Genomic DNA, 15,419 nt, shown 5'->3' with positions numbered 1-15,419 from the left:
ATTTCTTGGGCACTTTCAGCATGGATAGACCTGGTAAAAAGCGCTGATTTACCGGAAATGAACTCTCTGGTTAAGTCCTTTACCTATTGGTACGAAGAAATTAGGAGCGCCCTTATATATCCTTACTCCAACGGCTTTACTGAAGGCTGCAACAATAAAATCAAGGTGTTAAAACGTGTCTCATTTGGTCTGCGCAATTTTGAGCGCTTTCGTAATAGGATCTTGTACATTAACACACGCAACGAAAAAGGACACGCACTGTATTCAGTGCATGTCCTCTCCAGGAGTGCATAGACACTTTAGCACCCCAAAATTTGACAAAGAACCTAAAAAACAACCCCTGCAGCTTTTTATGGCTGCAGGGGTTGTTTTTTATGCCTTGAGACCCAATCAGATGAGTTCCAGAATGGCCATATCAGCAGCATCGCCGCGGCGAGGGCTGGTCTTGTAGATGCGGGTGTAACCGCCATTGCGTTCCTTGTATTTCGGGGCAATGACTTCGAAGAGTTTCTTCGTGGCTTCTTCATCTACGAGGAAGGCCAGAACTTTACGGCGGCTAGCCAGATCATCGGTTTTGGCCGTCGTAATGAGTTTTTCTGCCAGACCGCTGATTTCCTTGGCTTTGGTTTCAGTGGTCTCAATTCTCTCGTTTTTGAAGAAGGCGGTCAGGACGCTACGGAACAGCGCTTTCCGGTTGCTGGAGCTGCGGCCCAATTTTCTGTATGCCATGTTTCGTCTTCCTCCTATTATTCTTCGTCGGAGCTGCGCAGGTGAAGGCCCAGTTCCTCAATCTTATTCTTGACTTCTTCCAAGGATTTGCTTCCGAGGTTACGGACGCAAATGAGCTCGTCTTCCGTCTTGTTGATGATATCCTCTACCGTGTTGATGCCGGCCCGTCTGAGGCAATTGTTGGAACGGACGGTGAGGTCCAGATCGTCAATGGACATCTGGAGCACGGACGATTTCGTTCCTTCCTCATCGGGTTTGCCACTTTCTTCGCTCCCCTGGATTTTGGGAACATTGGTGGTCTTGAAGAGGGCCAGGTAGTTGATCAGGATTTCAGCAGCACTCGTCACGGCTTCATCCGGTCCCAAGCTGCCGTCGGTCCAAACTTCCAGGGTCAGGCGGTCATAGTTGGTGACGTTGCCGACACGAGTATCGGTGACACCAAACTTGACGCGCGTGATCGGAGAATAGATGGAGTCGACAGGAATGAATCCAATGGGCTGATCCTTGGATTTGTTCTTATCAGCTGAGACGTAGCCGCGTCCGATATCGACATAGATTTCCATATTCAGGTTGGCGTTCTTGTCGAGGGTTGCAATGTGCAGCTCCGGATTCAGAACTTCCGTATCCTGGTCGGTAATGATGTCGGCACCGGTCACTTCACCTTCGCCGGACTTCTTGATATAGAAAGTCTTGGGTTCATAGGTGCCCTGGTCATCCAGGTTCACCTTGAAGCACAAGGCTTTGATATTTAAAACGATATCTGCGACGTCTTCCCGTACCCCCTCGATGGTGGAGAACTCATGGAGCACACCATCGATCTTGATTCCCGTGACGGCCATGCCGGACAGGGAGGACAGGAGCACACGACGCAGGCTGTTGCCTAAGGTAATACCGTATCCACGTTCCAAAGGTTCCCAGACAAACTTTCCGTATCGTCCATCAGGGGAAATTTCGTCGATAACAAGGCTCGGTTTTTCAATTTCCTTCATGCGGAAGCCTCCTTTTGCGCATTACCACAATACGCAGTATCTATTGTGGAGAACAGTATAAGATTACTTGGAGTACAGTTCGATGATGAGCTGTTCTTCGATAGGAACATCGATTTCATCACGAACAGGCAGACGGTCAACCTTTCCGCTGAGGTTCTGTCCGTCCACAGAGATCCAAGCAGGAACAGCGCTCTTGCCGAGGGTTTCTGCCATACCTTTGAAGTAAGCGGAGCTGCGGCTTCCTTCCATAACGGAAACAACATCACCGGCTTTGACGAGCGCAGAGGGGATGTCCAGGCGCTTGCCGTTTACGGCAATGTGACCATGGGTAACGAGCTGACGAGCCTGACGGCGCGTACGAGCAAGACCCAGACGGTACACAACGTTGTCCAGTCTGCGTTCCAGAAGGATCAGCAGGTTGGTACCAGCGATGCCTTCCATTTTCTTTGCTTTTTCATAGTAGCCGCGGAACTGTTTTTCCAGAACGCCATAGATGAACTTGGCTTTCTGTTTTTCAGCCAGCTGCATACCGTATTCGCTCTTCTTCTTGAACTGACGTTTCGGCTGACGGTGAGATTCCTTCATCACACCGACGAAAGCCGGAGACATGCCCAAGGATCTGCATCTTTTCAGAACAGGAGTCTTATCAATAGCCATCTAACACTTCACCTCCATTATACTCTTCTGCGTTTAGGCGGACGGCAGCCGTTATGCGGGATCGGAGTTACGTCCTTGATGGATTCAACTTCGAGACCTGCGGCCTGCAGTGCACGGATTGCGGCTTCACGGCCAGCACCCGGGCCCTTGACGAAGACTTCGATTCTCTTCAGGCCATGTTCCATAGCGGCTTTGGCAGCCGTTTCAGCAGCCATCTGAGCTGCGAAGGGAGTGCTCTTACGGGAACCGCGGAAGCCCATGCCGCCTGCGGATGCCCAGCTGAGGACTGCACCGGTCGTATCGGAAATCGTTACGATGGTGTTATTAAAGGTGGAACGAATATGTGCCACACCAGCTTCAATGTTTTTGCTTACTTTCCGTTTGTTACGGACAACTTTCTTACCAGCCACTCGTCTGATCCCTCCTTACGATTATTTCTTCTTGCCGCCAACGTTCTTGGGGCCTTTGCGAGTACGGGCGTTGTTCTTGGTGTTCTGACCACGAACAGGCAGACCTGCTCTGTGGCGACGGCCACGATAGCAGCCAATTTCCACCAGACGCTTGATGTTCAGGGATTCCTCACGGCGGAGGTCACCTTCTACTTTATATTCGTGATCCAGGAGCTCACGAAGCTTTGCGATTTCAGCTTCCGTCAGGTCACGGACACGGGTATCCGGGTTGATCCCAGTCTTTTCCAGGATTTCGCGGGAAAGGGTCAGGCCAATACCGTAAATATACGGCAGAGCATATTCAACACGCTTATCTCTCGGCAAATCTACACCGGCGATACGAGCCATTATTCAAAGCACCTCCTTCTTAACCTTGTCTTTGTTTATGTTTCGGGTTTTCGCAAATGACCATAACGCGGCCTTTGCGCTTAATGATCTTGCATTTTTCGCAAATGCGTTTTACAGACGGTCTAACTTTCATTGTTGCTGAACCTCCTCTTGCCAATCCTCTTATTTAAACCGATAAGTAATCCGGCCCCGGTTGAGGTCATAAGGCGTCAGTTCGACGGTAACCTTATCGCCAGGGAGGATCTTAATAAAGTTCATACGTATTTTGCCAGAAATGTGGGCAAGGATTTCGTGGTCATTTTCCAGTTTGACCCGGAACATGGCATTAGGCAGGGATTCAAGGACCGTACCTTCTACTTCAATAGCATCTTGTTTCGACACAATCCTGCCTCCTTACTTACCCTTTACAGCCTTGACAACGTCAGCATAGACCTTGTCAATGGGCTGGGTGCCATCGATTTCCTTGTACACGCCGGCAGCTTTGTAATACGCAATCAGAGGAGCTGTTTGGCTATGATACGCTTCCAAACGTTTCTTTACAGTCGTTTCCTTGTCATCATCCCGCTGGTAGAGGGATCCGCCGCATTTGTCACAGACATTTTCCTTTTTGGGGGGATTGAAGGTGACATGGAAGGTTGCGCCACAGGCCTTGCAGATGCGGCGGCCCGTTACGCGGCTGACAAGGTCGGCGTCGGGAACAGCAATGTTCACAGCGGCGTCAAGCTCGATCTTGAGGTCCTTCAGGATGTCATCAAGAGCAGCAGCCTGTTCCTTCGTGCGTGGGAATCCATCCAGGATGAATCCTTTGACACAGTCCGGCTGGCTCAGGCGTTCCCGTACGATTCCAATGGTGACTTCGTCGGGCACCAGTCCGCCGGCGTCCATATATTTCTTGGCTTCCTTGCCCAGTTCCGTTCCATTTTTCACAGCCGCACGGAACATATCTCCCGTGGAAATATGGGGAATTGGGAAGTCGGCAACTAATTTTTCTGCTTGGGTTCCCTTGCCTGCGCCGGGAGGTCCCATTAAAAGAATATGCATATTTTCTCTCCTATTTCATGAAGCCTTGGTAATGACGCATCAGTACCATGGATTCAACCTGCTTCATCGTATCGAGGGCAACACCAACAACGATGAGGAGTGCCGTACCGCCAAAGTAGATGCCGGAGATTCCCGTCAGCCACACGATGATGTTTGGCATCACCGCAATGAAGGCGAGGAATACGGCCCCTGCCAAGGTGATCCTGTTCATGATCTTATCAAGGTAAGCAATGGTCGGCTTGCCAGGACGAAGGCCCGGGATGAACCCGCCATACTTCTTGATGTTGTCGCACATCTCAGGGATGTTGAGGCTTACTGCCGTATAGAAGTAAGTAAAGAACAGGATGAGCAGTACGTACAGTGTTGTCTGCAGCGGAGTGCCCCATTGGAGATAGCTGGCTACCTTCTGCACCCAGGGAACCTGGATGAACTGGGCAATCGTTACAGGAAACATCAATACGGAAGAGGCGAAGATGATAGGCATGACACCGGCTTGGTTGACCTTAAGCGGAATATAGGTCGTATGGCCACCGTACATCTTGCGCCCAACAACGCGCTTGGCGTACTGGACGGGAATCTTGCGGTAAGCGACGGTGATCGCTACGACAAACATCACCATGAGTACGGCCAGGACGGCGAAAATCAGGAGATTGAAGATGTTGATGGTTCCGGCTTGTAAGTACCGGTACATAACGGCCATTCCACTCGGAAGCCTTGAAATGATACCAGCGAAAATGATCAGCGAGATCCCGTTTCCGATCCCTCGCGCCGTAATTTGCTCACCGATCCACATGAGGAGAATCGTACCTGCCGTCAGGGAGACGACAATGGTGAGGTAGGAGAAGAAAGTCGGGTTATTGACGGCAACGCGGAGGCCATAGGCCATGCCGATTGCCTGGATCACACCAAGAACAACGGCTGCGTAGCGGTTGATCTTGTTGATCTTTTTGGCGCCCTCCGCTCCTTCCTTGGACCATTCTTCCAAGGTCGGGATGACCACGGTCAAAAGCTGAGTGATGATCGACGCATTGATATAAGGAGTAATGCTCATAGCAAATATTGAAAATTTGCTGAGTGCGCCGCCGGAGAACAAGTCGAGCAGCCCGAACAGGTTCCCGTTATTGAAAAGCTGTTCGATCATGGCTGCGTTGACCCCCGGAACGGGGATTTGCGTTCCAGCCCTGAATACTATGAACATCGCAAGTGTAAAAGACAACTTCTTTCGGAGTTCTGTAGCCTGCATCAGGTTATCAAGGGCTGAAGCCAATTAGATCACCTCTACTTTACCGCCGGCAGCAACGATCTTTTCCTCTGCGGTCTTGCTGAAGCCACAAGCCTTGACGGTGAGCTTCTTCGTAAGTTCGCCGTTACCGAGGATGCGGATACCGTCGCGGACGTTCTTGACGATACCTTCTTCGATAAGGGATACAGGATCGACCACTGCGCCGTCGTCAAAGCGATTCAGTTCCTCGACATTTACAACGGTGTAATGAGCGCCGAATTTATTGTAGAAACCGCGTTTCGGCAGACGCAGGTATAACGGCTTCTGGCCACCTTCGAATCCAGGACGCTTTACCCCGCCACTACGGGATTTCTGACCTTTTTGGCCTTTACCGGATGTCTTGCCCAGTCCGGAACCAAGACCACGGCCAACACGGACGCGGGATTTCTTGGAGCCAGGAGCGGGTGCTAATTCATGCAGATACATCGCAAGCCCTCCTTAAGCCTTGACTTCTTCGACTTCAACAAGATGTGCAACCTTGTGGAGCATACCACGGAGGGAAGCACTATCTTCTTTTACAACACTGGTACGGATCTTACCCAAGCCCAGGGCCTTAACGGTTGCGCGCTGGTCTTTCGGATAACCAATCAAGCTACGGGTAAGCGTGATTTTAACTTGTGCCATCTCGCTGTCCTCCTTAGCCTAACAATTCTTCTACAGTCTTACCGCGCAGGGCAGCAACATCTGCAGCATTTTTCAGGAGCTTCAGGCCTTCCAGCGTTGCGCGAACAACGTTGTTCGGGTTGGAAGTTCCCTGGGATTTGGTGAGGATGTCTTTGACACCAGCCAGTTCCAGGACGGCACGGACCGGGCCGCCGGCGATAACACCGGTACCAGGGGCAGCCGGTTTCAGAAGGACGCGGCCAGCACCAAAGATGCCGATGATTTCATGAGGAATGGTGGAGCCCTTCATCGGAACCGTGATGAGGTTCTTCTTGGCATCTTCCACACCCTTACGGATGGCTTCAGGCACTTCGGCAGCTTTGCCCATGCCCATGCCAACTTTGCCATTTTCGTCGCCGACAACAACCAAAGCAGAGAAGGAGAAACGACGTCCGCCTTTGACGACTTTAGCTACGCGGTTAATGAAGACGACTCTTTCTTTGAAGCCGTCATCTTGTTTTTCAAAATTAGCCACTTAAATGTCCTCCCTCTGTTAAAATTCCAGGCCAGCTTCGCGAGCAGCTTCTGCAAGAGCAGCTACGCGGCCATGGTACAGGTAACCACCACGGTCAAACACAACGGTCTTGATCCCTTTTTCAAGGGCTTTCTTGGCGATTTCAGCACCAACAACCTTGGCTGCTTCGATGTTGCCGCCGTAGTTTTCTTTGTTGGCCTTTTCAACCGTGGAAGCAGCGACGAGGGTTTCGCCGGTTTCATCGTTGATGATCTGAGCATAGATGTTGCTCAGGGAGCGATATACGTTAAAACGGGGTCTTTCAGCAGTACCCACAATATTTCTGCGCATGCGCACGTGACGTTTCTGACGTGCAGCGTTCTTATCTTTCTTGTTCAGCAAGAGATTCACTCCTTCCTTCTAGAAATTACTTCTTGCCTTTGGCGCCCGCTTTACCAACCTTGCGGATGATATGTTCGCCAACGTAACGGATCCCTTTGCCTTTATAAGGTTCAGGAGCACGCAGGCTACGGATTTCAGCGGCAACAGCACCCACTTTTTCCTTGTCGATACCGGATACAACGATCTGGCTCGGACCAGGAACATCAAAGGTGATGCCTTCGGGCGGTTCCATGACGCAGGGATGGGAGAAGCCGAGCGTAAAGCTGATGGCCTTGCCCTGTTTAGCAGCACGGTAACCAACACCCTGAATTTCCAGGCTCTTGGAATAGCCTTCCGTAACACCGATGATCATGTTGTTGATCAAGGTACGGGACAGGCCGTGGAGAGAGCGATGGGTCTTATCATCGCTGGGGCGGGTCACGGTGATGACGCCGTCTTTGAGTTCCACGCTAATTTCTTTGTTGATCTGGCGGGAAAGTTCGCCTTTCGGTCCCTTGACGGTGACCAGATTATCGTTCACGGTTACCGTAACCTTATCAGGGACGGTAATCGGATTCTTACCAATTCTTGACACTTATAAGCACCTCCGGTCCTAGGATGATCTTACCAAACGTAAGCGATGACTTCGCCGCCAAGTCCAGCCTTGCGGGCAGCCTTGTCAGTCATCATGCCCTTGCTGGTGGAGATAACAGCGATCCCCAGGCCACCCAGTACGCGAGGCAGCTGGTCTTTCTGGGAGTAAACCCGGAGGCCGGGTTTGGAGATACGTTTAATGCCGGAAATAACATGTTCCTTGTTCGGACCATATTTCAGAAGTACGCGGATCACATCTTGATGCTTTCCGGGAACGACTTCGAAATCTTTGATGAAACCTTCGTTCTTCAAAATCTCTGCAATGGCAGTCTTGATTTTGGAACAGGGGATTTCAACTTTATCGTGATGAACCGAGTTTGCATTACGGATGCGCGTAAGCATATCGGCAATCGGATCAGTCATAGTCATTTGCGAATATCCTCCTTCCTGAATTTGCGCTCTTACCAGCTTGCTTTTTTAACACCGGGGATAGCGCCTTCATAAGCGTATTTCCGGAAGCAGATACGGCAAATGCCGAACTTGCGCATGTAAGCGTGCGGTCTGCCACAAATCTTGCAGCGGTTATATTGACGAACCTTGAACTTAGGTTCCGCTTTCCATTTCTCAATCAATGCGGTCTTTGCCACGGTTTTACTCCTCCTTACGCACTGAACGGCATACCGAGCAGTCTCAAGAGCTCTCTGCCTTCTTCGTCACTCTTAGCCGTCGTAACGATGATTACGTCCATGCCGCGGACTTTATCAACCTTATCATAGTCGATTTCCGGGAAAATCAGCTGTTCCTTGAGGCCGATGGAGTAGTTGCCACGACCGTCAAAGGACTGGGGATTGACACCACGGAAGTCACGGACACGAGGAAGAGCGATGTTCATGAATTTATCAAGGAATTCATACATGCGGCTGCCGCGGAGCGTAACCTTGACACCAATGGGCATGCCTTCACGCAGTTTGAAAGCAGCGATGGATTTCTTGGCTTTCGTGATGAGGGGTTTCTGGCCGGAAATAACAGTCAGGTCCTCAACTGCGGAATCAATGGCTTTGCTGTTGGTGACAGCATCGCCGCAGCCAATGTTGATGACAACTTTTTCCAGTTTCGGAAGTTCGTTGACATTCTTATAATTGAACTTTTCCATTAAGCCTTTGCAGACTTCGGAAGTGTATTTTTCTTGCAATCTGGTTGCCATTTGTTCTCCTCCTTCCCGTATTATTTATCGATGACTTCGCCGCATTTCTTGCAAGCTCTGGCGAATCCGTCACCAACAGCCACTTTCTTAATACGGGTCGGTTTCTTGCAAGCCGGGCAGACAATCATGACGTTGGAAGAAGAAATCGGGGATTCCTTTTCCACAATGCCGCCCTGCGGGTTTTTCTGGCTCGGTTTGCTGTGGCGCTTCACAACGCTGACGCCTTCAACGGTAACTTTGCCTTTTTTAGGGAAAGCAGCTACAACTTTGCCTTCCTTGCCTTTATCTTTGCCGGCGAGTACCACAACGGTATCGCCTTTTCTTACGTGTAATTTGGTCATGTTCGCGATACCTCCTTCTTAGAGTACTTCCGGGGCCAGGGAAATGATCTTCATGTAATCTTTTTCACGAAGTTCACGTGCAACTGGTCCAAAAATACGAGTGCCCACCGGGCTCTTGTCGTCTTTGATAACGACAGCTGCGTTTTCGTCGAAACGAATGTAGGAACCGTCAGCACGGCGAGTGCCTTTGACGGAACGGACGACAACGGCCTTTACGACTTGACCTTTTTGGACAACGCCACCGGGTGTTGCATCCTTAACAGCAGCTACAATCACATCGCCGATATTGGCGTATCTACGATAAGAACCGCCCAATACGCGGATACACATAATCTTCTTGGCACCGGTATTGTCGCCAACATTCAGCACCGTCTGTTGTTGAATCATGGTTTACCTCCCTTGCTGAGCAAGACTGCCCAGCAGTCTATCAGTCAATCTTATTTTGCGCGTTCAACGATTTCAACGACACGCCAGCACTTATCCTTGGACAAAGGACGGGTCTGCGCAATCTTAACGGTATCACCAACATGTGCATCGTTGTTTTCGTCATGAGCCTTCAATTTGATGGTATGCATTACGCCTTTTTTATAGAGGGGATGCTGAACCAGACGTTCGATGGCGACCACTACGGTCTTTTGCATCTTGTCGCTAACGACTTTGCCCGTACGCGTAACACGCATGTTTCTTTCTTCAGCCACGAAATGTTGCCTCCTTCGCTTAGGTATAACTCCAATCAGGAGTTAATCTCGCGTTCTCTCTGGATCGTTTTGATCTGGGCGATGGACTTCTTGACTTCACGGATCTTCATGGGGTTTTCCAGTTGTCCCGTCGCCATTTGAAAACGCAGGTTGAAAAGTTCGTCTTTCAAGCCGGCCAGCTTTGCATCGAGATCGCTGCCAGACATTTCTCTGATTTCTTTAGTTTTCATTAAGCTTCACCACCTACTCCATTTTCACGCGCGGTGACTTCGGCATCCAGCTGTTCCTTGCTAACAAAACGGGTCTTGATCGGCAGTTTGTTGCCAGCAAGACGCATCGCTTCGCGAGCAACTTCTTCCGTTACGCCAGCCATTTCGAACATCACGCGGCCCGGTTTGACAACGGCAACCCAGTATTCAGGGGAACCTTTACCACTACCCATACGGGAGCCAGCGGCTTTAGCGGTGACAGGTTTGTCCGGGAAAATCTGGATCCAGACTTGACCGCCACGTTTGATGTAACGGGTCATAGCAATACGGGCAGCCTCGATCTGACGGTTGGTGATCCAGGACGGTTCCAGGGCGACCAAACCATACTCGCCGTGTGCTACACGATTACCACGCATTGCGCGGCCCTTCATGCGTCCTCTATGTTGTTTACGATGCTGTACTCTCTTTGGTAATAACATTATTTCGCCCCTCCTTCTTGCCCTTCAGGAGCTTCTTTCTTAGCGGCTGCTTTCACAGTCGGGAGAACTTCACCTTTATAGATCCATACCTTGATGCCGATGCGGCCATAGGTGGTATGGGCTTCAGCAGTACCATAGTCAATGTTGGCACGCAGGGTGTGCAGGGGAATGCTGCCGTCACGATAAGATTCGGTACGGGCAATTTCAGCACCGCCAAGACGGCCGGAGCAGGTGATCTTGATTCCTTTTGCACCCAAGCGCATGGTACGGCCTACGCACTGTTTCATGGCACGGCGGAAAGCGATACGGCGTTCCAGCTGGCCAGCTACGTTTTCAGCAACGAGGGTAGCGTCCATATCGGGGGATTTGACCTCGATGATGTTGATGTCCAGTTTGCTGTCAGTCAGTTTAGCAAGATCCTTCTTGAGGAGCTCAATATTGCTGCCCTGACGGCCAATGACAATACCCGGTTTAGCCGTGTAGATGGAAATACGCATCTTTTGTTCGGTTCTTTCGATGGCTACACGGGAAATGCCAGCCTGGAACTGTTTATCTTTAATGAATTCACGGATTTTGATATCTTCCAAAAGATATTTTTGATAGTCTTTGTCGGCGAACCACTTGGAATCCCAATCATCGATTACGCCAACCCTAAAACCATGTGGATTAACTTTCTGACCCACTATTCATTCCCTCCTTCTGACAGGATGATTATTTTTCGGATACAGCAACAGTCACGTGACTGGAGCGTTTCAGGATCTTGAATGCCTGTCCACGGGAGCGTGGATGAATTCTTTTCATGGTCGGACCCTGGTCCACAAATGCGCTGGACACTACCAGATTATCAACGTTCATGTCGAAATTATGTTCCGCATTGGCAACAGCCGAGCGAAGCACCTTCTCAATCACTTCAGAACCAACCTTAGGGGTGTACTTGAGGATTGCGAATGCTTCGTTCACGGACTTACCGCGGATGAGGTTGATCACAATGCGCAGTTTGCGCGGTGCGATGCGGATATATTTGGCAACAGCCTTAGCTTCTTCCATCGTATGGTTCCTCCTTCCCCTAATTATTTACCAGCGACAGCAGCCGCTTTATCACCATGGCCTCTGAAGAGGCGGGTCGGTGCAAATTCGCCGAGTTTATGGCCAACCATATCTTCCGTAATGTAGACGGGAACATGTTTGCGGCCGTCATGAACAGCAATGGTATGCCCCAGGAATTCAGGGAGAATCGTAGAGCTGCGGCTCCAAGTCTTGACGACTTTCTTTTCCCCTGCAGCATTCAGGGCATCAATTTTCTTTTTCAGGCTTTCCTGGACGTACGGTCCTTTTTTTACAGATCTGGACACGGGTTATGCCTCCTTTCCCAGTACTTGGTTATTTCGTTCTGCGTTTCAGGATCAGTTTGCTGGAAGCTTTCTTGTTCTTCCGGGTACGAGTACCAAAAGCACTCTTGCCCCAAGGAGTAACAGGACGCTTACGACCAACAGGGGAGTGACCTTCACCACCGCCATGCGGATGGTCGTTCGGGTTCATCGCAACACCGCGGTTAGCAGGACGGACACCAAGCCAACGGGAACGGCCGGCTTTACCAAGGGTCAGGTTTTCGTGATCCAGGTTGCCGATTTCGCCGATGGTTGCACGGCAGTTGATGTGGACCTGACGGAGCTCACCAGAGGGGAGACGGAGCAGGGCATAGCTGCCTTCCTTAGCCATGAGCTGGATACCAGCGCCAGCAGAACGGCCAAGCTGACCACCTTTGCCGATTTTCATTTCGACGTTGTGGACCATGGTACCAAGGGGGATATTGAGGAGCGGCAGCGTGTTGCCGACCTTGATATCAGCTTCGGGACCGCTTACGACGACATCGCCGACCTTCAGGCCCTGAGGAGCCAGGATGTAGCGTTTTTCGCCGTCAGCATAGTTCAAAAGGGCAATGTTGGCAGAACGGTTAGGATCGTATTCGATCGTAGCCACTTTAGCCGGGATATTGTCCTTCGTACGTTTGAAATCGATGATACGATATTGTCTCTTGTGGCCGCCGCCCTGATGACGGACCGTGGTCTTACCGGTGTAGTTGCGGCCGGCATGCTTGTTCAGTTTGACAACCAAAGGGCGATGGGGCTTATCCGTCGTAATCTCTTCAAAGGTGGACACAGTCATGCTGCGTCTAGAAGGAGAATACGGATTAAAGCTTTTAATAGCCATGTTTTGACCTCCTTAGACGAATTACATTCCTTCGAAGAGCGGAATCGTATTGCCACTAGCGAGCTTTACAATTGCTTTCTTGTAATCGGAACGCTTACCTTCAAATCTGCCCATACGTTTTTTCTTGCCTTCAACGCGGACAGTGTTGACGTTAACAACCTTGACATTGAAGATGGCTTCAATGGCTTGGCGGATTTCTGTCTTGTTAGCTCCCATAGCTACCTGGAAAGTATATTTGTTGTCCTTCATCATATCAGAAGTCTTTTCGGTAACGATAGGTCTAATGATGATGTCGCGAGGATTAGCAGCCATTATGCGAGCACCTCCTCAATTCTAGCTACGGCATCTTTGGCCAGCAGTACTTTTTCTGCATTCAGGATGTCGAAAACATTCAGGCAGTCGTTGCTGAGTGCCTTGACTTTCTCAATGTTGCGGGAAGAAAGTTCAACGTTTTCGTTTTCACCGTCCGTGATGATCAGGGCTTTCTTATTAGAAGCTTCGAAGCCTTTGAGCATTTCAACGGTGTTCTTGGTTTTGTTATCGGCAAAGGAAAGACCATCAACGATAACGAGGGAGCCATCGGCAACCTTGGAGCTCAGTGCGCAGCGGATAGCAAGGCGACGGGCTTTACGGGGCATATCGATAGCATGGCTGCGGGGACTCGGTCCAAAGATGGTACCGCCGCCGACCCACAGAGGGGAACGAACGGAACCGGCACGGGCACGGCCAGTACCTTTCTGTTTCCAAGGCTTTCTGCCGCCACCACGGACCATACCGCGGGTTTTGGTAGCATGGGTGCCTTGACGTTCATTGGCTTGCTGCATAACAACAGCCTGGTGGACAACGGCTTCGTTGAATTCTACGCCAAAGACGTAATCCATCAATTCTATTTCTTCACCGGTCTTTTTACCGGTCAGATCGTAAATTGCAACTTTCGGCATTGTAACGCCCTCCTTTCGAATTATTTCTTGTCAGCTTTTTTGACAACGGGGCGAACCGTGTCTCTAAGCATCAGGAAGGTACCAGCGGCACCAGGAACAGAACCCTTGACCATGATGAGGTTGCGTTCTGCATCCACTTTGGCAATCGTCAGTCTTTGAACGGTCGCACTCTGACCACCCAGGCGGCCAGGAAGCTTCTTGCCTTTGATTACACGTCCGCCAGGACCGGAATGCATCGGACCGTTGGAGCCCGGTTCACGGTGGCTCTTGGAACCGTGTTTCATAGGACCACGAGCGAAGTTGTGGCGTTCAATCGTACCAGCGAAGCCCTTACCGCGGGAAACGCCGATGGCGTCAACGAGATCACCAGCTGCAAAGATGTCAGCTGCAATCTTATCGCCGACTTTATATTCAGAAGCTTCAGCAAGACGGAATTCCCGTACGAATTTGACAGGAGCGACACCAGCCTTGTCGAAGAAACCCTTCATGGGTTTATTAACGTGTTTTTCTTTGATATCACCAAATCCGAGCTGAATGGCGTTATAGCCGTCCGTCTCTTCCGTCTTGTTGGCAAGCACCACGCAGGGACCTGCTTCAACAACGGTTACAGGGACGAGCGTACCGTCAGCTTCGAAAATCTGGGTCATGCCTAATTTTTTACCTAAGATTCCTCTAGCCATCATCGCACCTCCTTACGCTTTGATCTCAATATCTACACCAGCAGGAAGATCCAAGCGGGTCAGTGCGTCGATCGTCTTAGGTGTCGGTTCCAGGATATCAACGAGTCTCTTGTGGGTTCTCATTTCGAACTGTTCACGGGAGTCCTTGTTGACATGAGGGGAACGCAGGATCGTGTAGATGTTCTTTTCCGTAGGAAGCGGAATCGGACCAGAAACCTGTGCACCGGTACGTTTTGCCGTTTCCACAATCTTGGAAGCGCTCAGGTCCAGTGCTTTGTAGTCATACGCTTTCAGGCGTATACGGATTTTTTGAGTCTTTGCCATTGTGCTTAATTCCTCCAATCGCCACGTTTCAATGAACGGACATACTCAGCAAAAGTTCCCTTCCTGACCTCTCGGGCGGAAGCCATCTCTTGCCTCATCGCGGGCCCATAATAACATAAAGAAGTGAGGGGCTTTTGTCAAGCCCCTCGCTTGGGCTTTAAAGATTATTTCGAAGATTATTCTTCGATTTCGGTAACAACACCAGCGCCAACGGTACGGCCGCCTTCGCGGATAGCAAAGCGCAGACCTTTTTCGATAGCAATCGGAGTGATCAGTTCAACATCCATGGTGATGTTATCGCCAGGCATAACCATTTCGGTGCCTTCCGGCAGTTCAGCTACGCCCGTAACGTCGGTCGTTCTGAAGTAGAACTGAGGACGGTAGCCATTGAAGAACGGAGTATGACGGCCGCCTTCTTCTTTGGTCAGTACGTAAACCTGACCCTTGAATTTCGTATGCGGATGGATCGTGCCCGGTTTGGACAGAACCTGACCGCGTTCGATTTCGTTTCTTTCAATACCGCGGAGCAGGGCACCGATGTTGTCACCGGCTTCAGCCTGATCCAGGGTCTTACGGAACATTTCAAGACCCGTAGCAACGGTCTGTTTCTTTTCTTCTTTCAGACCAACGATTTCCACGGTGTCGCCGACTTTGATGACGCCACGTTCAACACGGCCCGTTGCAACCGTACCACGGCCGGTGATGGTGAAGACGTCTTCGACAGGCATCAGGAACGGTTTCGTGA

The 15,419-nt window shown here is 50.6% G+C and carries 32 protein-coding genes; 1 reads left to right on the top strand and 31 read right to left on the bottom strand.

Annotated elements, in window-relative coordinates:
- Positions 1 to 294, top strand: a 294-nt coding sequence (locus tag H503_RS12325; RefSeq protein ID WP_162141342.1) for a transposase, incomplete at its 5' end; no start/stop codon positions are given.
- A gap of 96 nt (positions 295 to 390) precedes the next feature.
- Here H503_RS12325 and rplQ read toward each other — a convergent pair.
- The 31 genes from rplQ to H503_RS0110070 all read right to left on the bottom strand — a co-directional run.
- Positions 391 to 729, bottom strand: a complete 339-nt coding sequence (gene rplQ, locus H503_RS0110220; protein WP_009015361.1) for a 50S ribosomal protein L17 — start codon at positions 727 to 729, stop codon at positions 391 to 393.
- 17 nt (positions 730 to 746) lie between these two features.
- Complete coding sequence (locus H503_RS0110215) at positions 747 to 1,718, bottom strand: DNA-directed RNA polymerase subunit alpha (RefSeq protein WP_009015362.1); 972 nt, start codon at positions 1,716 to 1,718, stop codon at positions 747 to 749.
- 63 nt (positions 1,719 to 1,781) lie between these two features.
- Entirely contained in the window at positions 1,782 to 2,375 is a 594-nt protein-coding gene (gene rpsD / locus H503_RS0110210; RefSeq protein WP_009015363.1) for a 30S ribosomal protein S4, read from the bottom strand.
- Positions 2,376 to 2,392: 17 nt separating this feature from the next.
- Entirely contained in the window at positions 2,393 to 2,785 is a 393-nt protein-coding gene (gene rpsK, locus H503_RS0110205) for a 30S ribosomal protein S11 (protein ID WP_009015364.1), read from the bottom strand.
- Positions 2,786 to 2,806: 21 nt separating this feature from the next.
- Positions 2,807 to 3,172 (bottom strand): 30S ribosomal protein S13, encoded by a 366-nt coding sequence (gene rpsM / locus H503_RS0110200; protein WP_009015365.1) that lies wholly within the window; start codon positions 3,170 to 3,172, stop codon positions 2,807 to 2,809.
- A gap of 19 nt (positions 3,173 to 3,191) precedes the next feature.
- Entirely contained in the window at positions 3,192 to 3,305 is a 114-nt protein-coding gene (gene rpmJ / locus H503_RS0110195; protein ID WP_009015366.1) for a 50S ribosomal protein L36, read from the bottom strand.
- Between the two features lie 29 nt (positions 3,306 to 3,334).
- On the bottom strand, positions 3,335 to 3,553 hold the full coding sequence (gene infA / locus H503_RS0110190; RefSeq protein ID WP_009015367.1) for a translation initiation factor IF-1: 219 nt from the start codon (positions 3,551 to 3,553) through the stop codon (positions 3,335 to 3,337).
- Between the two features lie 12 nt (positions 3,554 to 3,565).
- Entirely contained in the window at positions 3,566 to 4,213 is a 648-nt protein-coding gene (locus H503_RS0110185; protein ID WP_009015368.1) for an adenylate kinase, read from the bottom strand.
- Between the two features lie 10 nt (positions 4,214 to 4,223).
- Positions 4,224 to 5,480 carry a preprotein translocase subunit SecY gene (gene secY / locus H503_RS0110180; RefSeq protein WP_009015369.1) on the bottom strand — a complete coding sequence of 419 codons (1,257 nt, stop codon included), beginning with the start codon at positions 5,478 to 5,480 and terminating at the stop codon, positions 4,224 to 4,226.
- Positions 5,481 to 5,921 carry a 50S ribosomal protein L15 gene (rplO, locus tag H503_RS0110175; RefSeq protein ID WP_009015370.1) on the bottom strand — a complete coding sequence of 147 codons (441 nt, stop codon included), beginning with the start codon at positions 5,919 to 5,921 and terminating at the stop codon, positions 5,481 to 5,483.
- 12 nt (positions 5,922 to 5,933) lie between these two features.
- A complete protein-coding gene (gene rpmD / locus H503_RS0110170; RefSeq protein WP_009015371.1) occupies positions 5,934 to 6,119 on the bottom strand; it encodes a 50S ribosomal protein L30 in 186 nt (61 codons plus the stop codon).
- 13 nt (positions 6,120 to 6,132) lie between these two features.
- Positions 6,133 to 6,633: a 30S ribosomal protein S5 gene (gene rpsE, locus H503_RS0110165; protein ID WP_009015372.1), complete on the bottom strand. Its 501-nt coding sequence runs from the start codon at positions 6,631 to 6,633 to the stop codon at positions 6,133 to 6,135.
- An 18-nt stretch (positions 6,634 to 6,651) separates the two neighbouring features.
- Positions 6,652 to 7,014: a 50S ribosomal protein L18 gene (gene rplR, locus H503_RS0110160; protein ID WP_016459951.1), complete on the bottom strand. Its 363-nt coding sequence runs from the start codon at positions 7,012 to 7,014 to the stop codon at positions 6,652 to 6,654.
- A 25-nt stretch (positions 7,015 to 7,039) separates the two neighbouring features.
- Positions 7,040 to 7,588, bottom strand: coding sequence for a 50S ribosomal protein L6 (gene rplF / locus H503_RS0110155; RefSeq protein ID WP_009015374.1), 549 nt, complete (start codon positions 7,586 to 7,588; stop codon positions 7,040 to 7,042).
- Positions 7,589 to 7,617: 29 nt separating this feature from the next.
- A complete protein-coding gene (gene rpsH, locus H503_RS0110150; protein ID WP_009015375.1) occupies positions 7,618 to 8,016 on the bottom strand; it encodes a 30S ribosomal protein S8 in 399 nt (132 codons plus the stop codon).
- Positions 8,017 to 8,048: 32 nt separating this feature from the next.
- Complete coding sequence (locus tag H503_RS0110145) at positions 8,049 to 8,234, bottom strand: type Z 30S ribosomal protein S14 (RefSeq protein ID WP_009015376.1); 186 nt, start codon at positions 8,232 to 8,234, stop codon at positions 8,049 to 8,051.
- Between the two features lie 14 nt (positions 8,235 to 8,248).
- Positions 8,249 to 8,791, bottom strand: a complete 543-nt coding sequence (rplE, locus tag H503_RS0110140; protein ID WP_009015377.1) for a 50S ribosomal protein L5 — start codon at positions 8,789 to 8,791, stop codon at positions 8,249 to 8,251.
- Positions 8,792 to 8,811: 20 nt separating this feature from the next.
- On the bottom strand, positions 8,812 to 9,132 hold the full coding sequence (rplX, locus tag H503_RS0110135) for a 50S ribosomal protein L24 (protein ID WP_009015378.1): 321 nt from the start codon (positions 9,130 to 9,132) through the stop codon (positions 8,812 to 8,814).
- Between the two features lie 18 nt (positions 9,133 to 9,150).
- Positions 9,151 to 9,519, bottom strand: coding sequence for a 50S ribosomal protein L14 (gene rplN, locus H503_RS0110130; RefSeq protein WP_009015379.1), 369 nt, complete (start codon positions 9,517 to 9,519; stop codon positions 9,151 to 9,153).
- A gap of 50 nt (positions 9,520 to 9,569) precedes the next feature.
- Positions 9,570 to 9,830: a 30S ribosomal protein S17 gene (gene rpsQ / locus H503_RS0110125; protein ID WP_009015380.1), complete on the bottom strand. Its 261-nt coding sequence runs from the start codon at positions 9,828 to 9,830 to the stop codon at positions 9,570 to 9,572.
- A gap of 35 nt (positions 9,831 to 9,865) precedes the next feature.
- Complete coding sequence (rpmC, locus tag H503_RS0110120; RefSeq protein WP_009015381.1) at positions 9,866 to 10,060, bottom strand: 50S ribosomal protein L29; 195 nt, start codon at positions 10,058 to 10,060, stop codon at positions 9,866 to 9,868.
- Complete coding sequence (rplP, locus tag H503_RS0110115; protein ID WP_009015382.1) at positions 10,060 to 10,518, bottom strand: 50S ribosomal protein L16; 459 nt, start codon at positions 10,516 to 10,518, stop codon at positions 10,060 to 10,062. Before rplP ends, rpmC begins: the two co-directional genes overlap by 1 nt.
- Complete coding sequence (gene rpsC, locus H503_RS0110110) at positions 10,518 to 11,201, bottom strand: 30S ribosomal protein S3 (protein WP_009015383.1); 684 nt, start codon at positions 11,199 to 11,201, stop codon at positions 10,518 to 10,520. The genes rplP and rpsC overlap by 1 nt, the downstream gene beginning before the upstream one ends.
- Positions 11,202 to 11,229: 28 nt before the next feature.
- On the bottom strand, positions 11,230 to 11,565 hold the full coding sequence (gene rplV, locus H503_RS0110105) for a 50S ribosomal protein L22 (protein ID WP_009015384.1): 336 nt from the start codon (positions 11,563 to 11,565) through the stop codon (positions 11,230 to 11,232).
- Between the two features lie 23 nt (positions 11,566 to 11,588).
- Positions 11,589 to 11,870: a 30S ribosomal protein S19 gene (rpsS, locus tag H503_RS0110100; RefSeq protein WP_009015385.1), complete on the bottom strand. Its 282-nt coding sequence runs from the start codon at positions 11,868 to 11,870 to the stop codon at positions 11,589 to 11,591.
- Positions 11,871 to 11,898: 28 nt separating this feature from the next.
- On the bottom strand, positions 11,899 to 12,729 hold the full coding sequence (rplB, locus tag H503_RS0110095) for a 50S ribosomal protein L2 (RefSeq protein ID WP_009015386.1): 831 nt from the start codon (positions 12,727 to 12,729) through the stop codon (positions 11,899 to 11,901).
- A gap of 21 nt (positions 12,730 to 12,750) precedes the next feature.
- On the bottom strand, positions 12,751 to 13,041 hold the full coding sequence (gene rplW / locus H503_RS0110090; RefSeq protein WP_009015387.1) for a 50S ribosomal protein L23: 291 nt from the start codon (positions 13,039 to 13,041) through the stop codon (positions 12,751 to 12,753).
- Complete coding sequence (gene rplD / locus H503_RS0110085; RefSeq protein ID WP_009015388.1) at positions 13,041 to 13,670, bottom strand: 50S ribosomal protein L4; 630 nt, start codon at positions 13,668 to 13,670, stop codon at positions 13,041 to 13,043. Before rplD ends, rplW begins: the two co-directional genes overlap by 1 nt.
- Positions 13,671 to 13,690: 20 nt before the next feature.
- On the bottom strand, positions 13,691 to 14,350 hold the full coding sequence (rplC, locus tag H503_RS0110080) for a 50S ribosomal protein L3 (protein ID WP_009015389.1): 660 nt from the start codon (positions 14,348 to 14,350) through the stop codon (positions 13,691 to 13,693).
- Positions 14,351 to 14,362: 12 nt separating this feature from the next.
- Positions 14,363 to 14,674, bottom strand: a complete 312-nt coding sequence (gene rpsJ, locus H503_RS0110075; RefSeq protein WP_009015390.1) for a 30S ribosomal protein S10 — start codon at positions 14,672 to 14,674, stop codon at positions 14,363 to 14,365.
- 176 nt (positions 14,675 to 14,850) lie between these two features.
- Positions 14,851 to 15,419, bottom strand: a 569-nt coding sequence (locus tag H503_RS0110070; protein ID WP_026385718.1) for an EF-Tu C-terminal domain-related protein, incomplete at its 5' end; no start/stop codon positions are given.

The organism is Acidaminococcus intestini DSM 21505 (genome assembly GCF_000425045.1).
In the GTDB taxonomy this organism is placed as follows: Bacteria; Bacillota; Negativicutes; order Acidaminococcales; family Acidaminococcaceae; genus Acidaminococcus; species Acidaminococcus intestini.
The sequence above is the reverse complement of the archived record's forward strand: the minus strand, read 5'-3'. Positions and strand labels throughout refer to the sequence as shown.

Bases quoted from the DNA above. Each gene is read 5' to 3' on its own strand.
- rplE (WP_009015377.1), bottom strand. From the start codon at position 8,791: ATGGCAACCAGATTGCAAGAAAAATACACTTCCGAAGTCTGCAAAGGC.
- rpsD (WP_009015363.1), bottom strand. From the start codon at position 2,375: ATGGCTATTGATAAGACTCCTGTTCTGAAAAGATGCAGATCCTTGGGC.
- rpsH (WP_009015375.1), bottom strand. From the start codon at position 8,016: ATGACTATGACTGATCCGATTGCCGATATGCTTACGCGCATCCGTAAT.
- rplQ (WP_009015361.1), bottom strand. From the start codon at position 729: ATGGCATACAGAAAATTGGGCCGCAGCTCCAGCAACCGGAAAGCGCTG.
- rpmJ (WP_009015366.1), bottom strand. From the start codon at position 3,305: ATGAAAGTTAGACCGTCTGTAAAACGCATTTGCGAAAAATGCAAGATC.
- rplW (WP_009015387.1), bottom strand. From the start codon at position 13,041: ATGGCTGCTAATCCTCGCGACATCATCATTAGACCTATCGTTACCGAA.
- rplO (WP_009015370.1), bottom strand. From the start codon at position 5,921: ATGTATCTGCATGAATTAGCACCCGCTCCTGGCTCCAAGAAATCCCGC.
- rplC (WP_009015389.1), bottom strand. From the start codon at position 14,350: ATGGCTAGAGGAATCTTAGGTAAAAAATTAGGCATGACCCAGATTTTC.
- rplB (WP_009015386.1), bottom strand. From the start codon at position 12,729: ATGGCTATTAAAAGCTTTAATCCGTATTCTCCTTCTAGACGCAGCATG.
- rpmC (WP_009015381.1), bottom strand. From the start codon at position 10,060: ATGAAAACTAAAGAAATCAGAGAAATGTCTGGCAGCGATCTCGATGCA.
- rpsJ (WP_009015390.1), bottom strand. From the start codon at position 14,674: ATGGCAAAGACTCAAAAAATCCGTATACGCCTGAAAGCGTATGACTAC.
- H503_RS0110215 (WP_009015362.1), bottom strand. From the start codon at position 1,718: ATGAAGGAAATTGAAAAACCGAGCCTTGTTATCGACGAAATTTCCCCT.
- rpmD (WP_009015371.1), bottom strand. From the start codon at position 6,119: ATGGCACAAGTTAAAATCACGCTTACCCGTAGCTTGATTGGTTATCCG.
- rplV (WP_009015384.1), bottom strand. From the start codon at position 11,565: ATGGAAGAAGCTAAGGCTGTTGCCAAATATATCCGCATCGCACCGCGC.
- rplN (WP_009015379.1), bottom strand. From the start codon at position 9,519: ATGATTCAACAACAGACGGTGCTGAATGTTGGCGACAATACCGGTGCC.
- rplP (WP_009015382.1), bottom strand. From the start codon at position 10,518: ATGTTATTACCAAAGAGAGTACAGCATCGTAAACAACATAGAGGACGC.
- H503_RS0110185 (WP_009015368.1), bottom strand. From the start codon at position 4,213: ATGCATATTCTTTTAATGGGACCTCCCGGCGCAGGCAAGGGAACCCAA.
- rplD (WP_009015388.1), bottom strand. From the start codon at position 13,670: ATGCCGAAAGTTGCAATTTACGATCTGACCGGTAAAAAGACCGGTGAA.
- rplX (WP_009015378.1), bottom strand. From the start codon at position 9,132: ATGACCAAATTACACGTAAGAAAAGGCGATACCGTTGTGGTACTCGCC.
- rpsM (WP_009015365.1), bottom strand. From the start codon at position 3,172: ATGGCTCGTATCGCCGGTGTAGATTTGCCGAGAGATAAGCGTGTTGAA.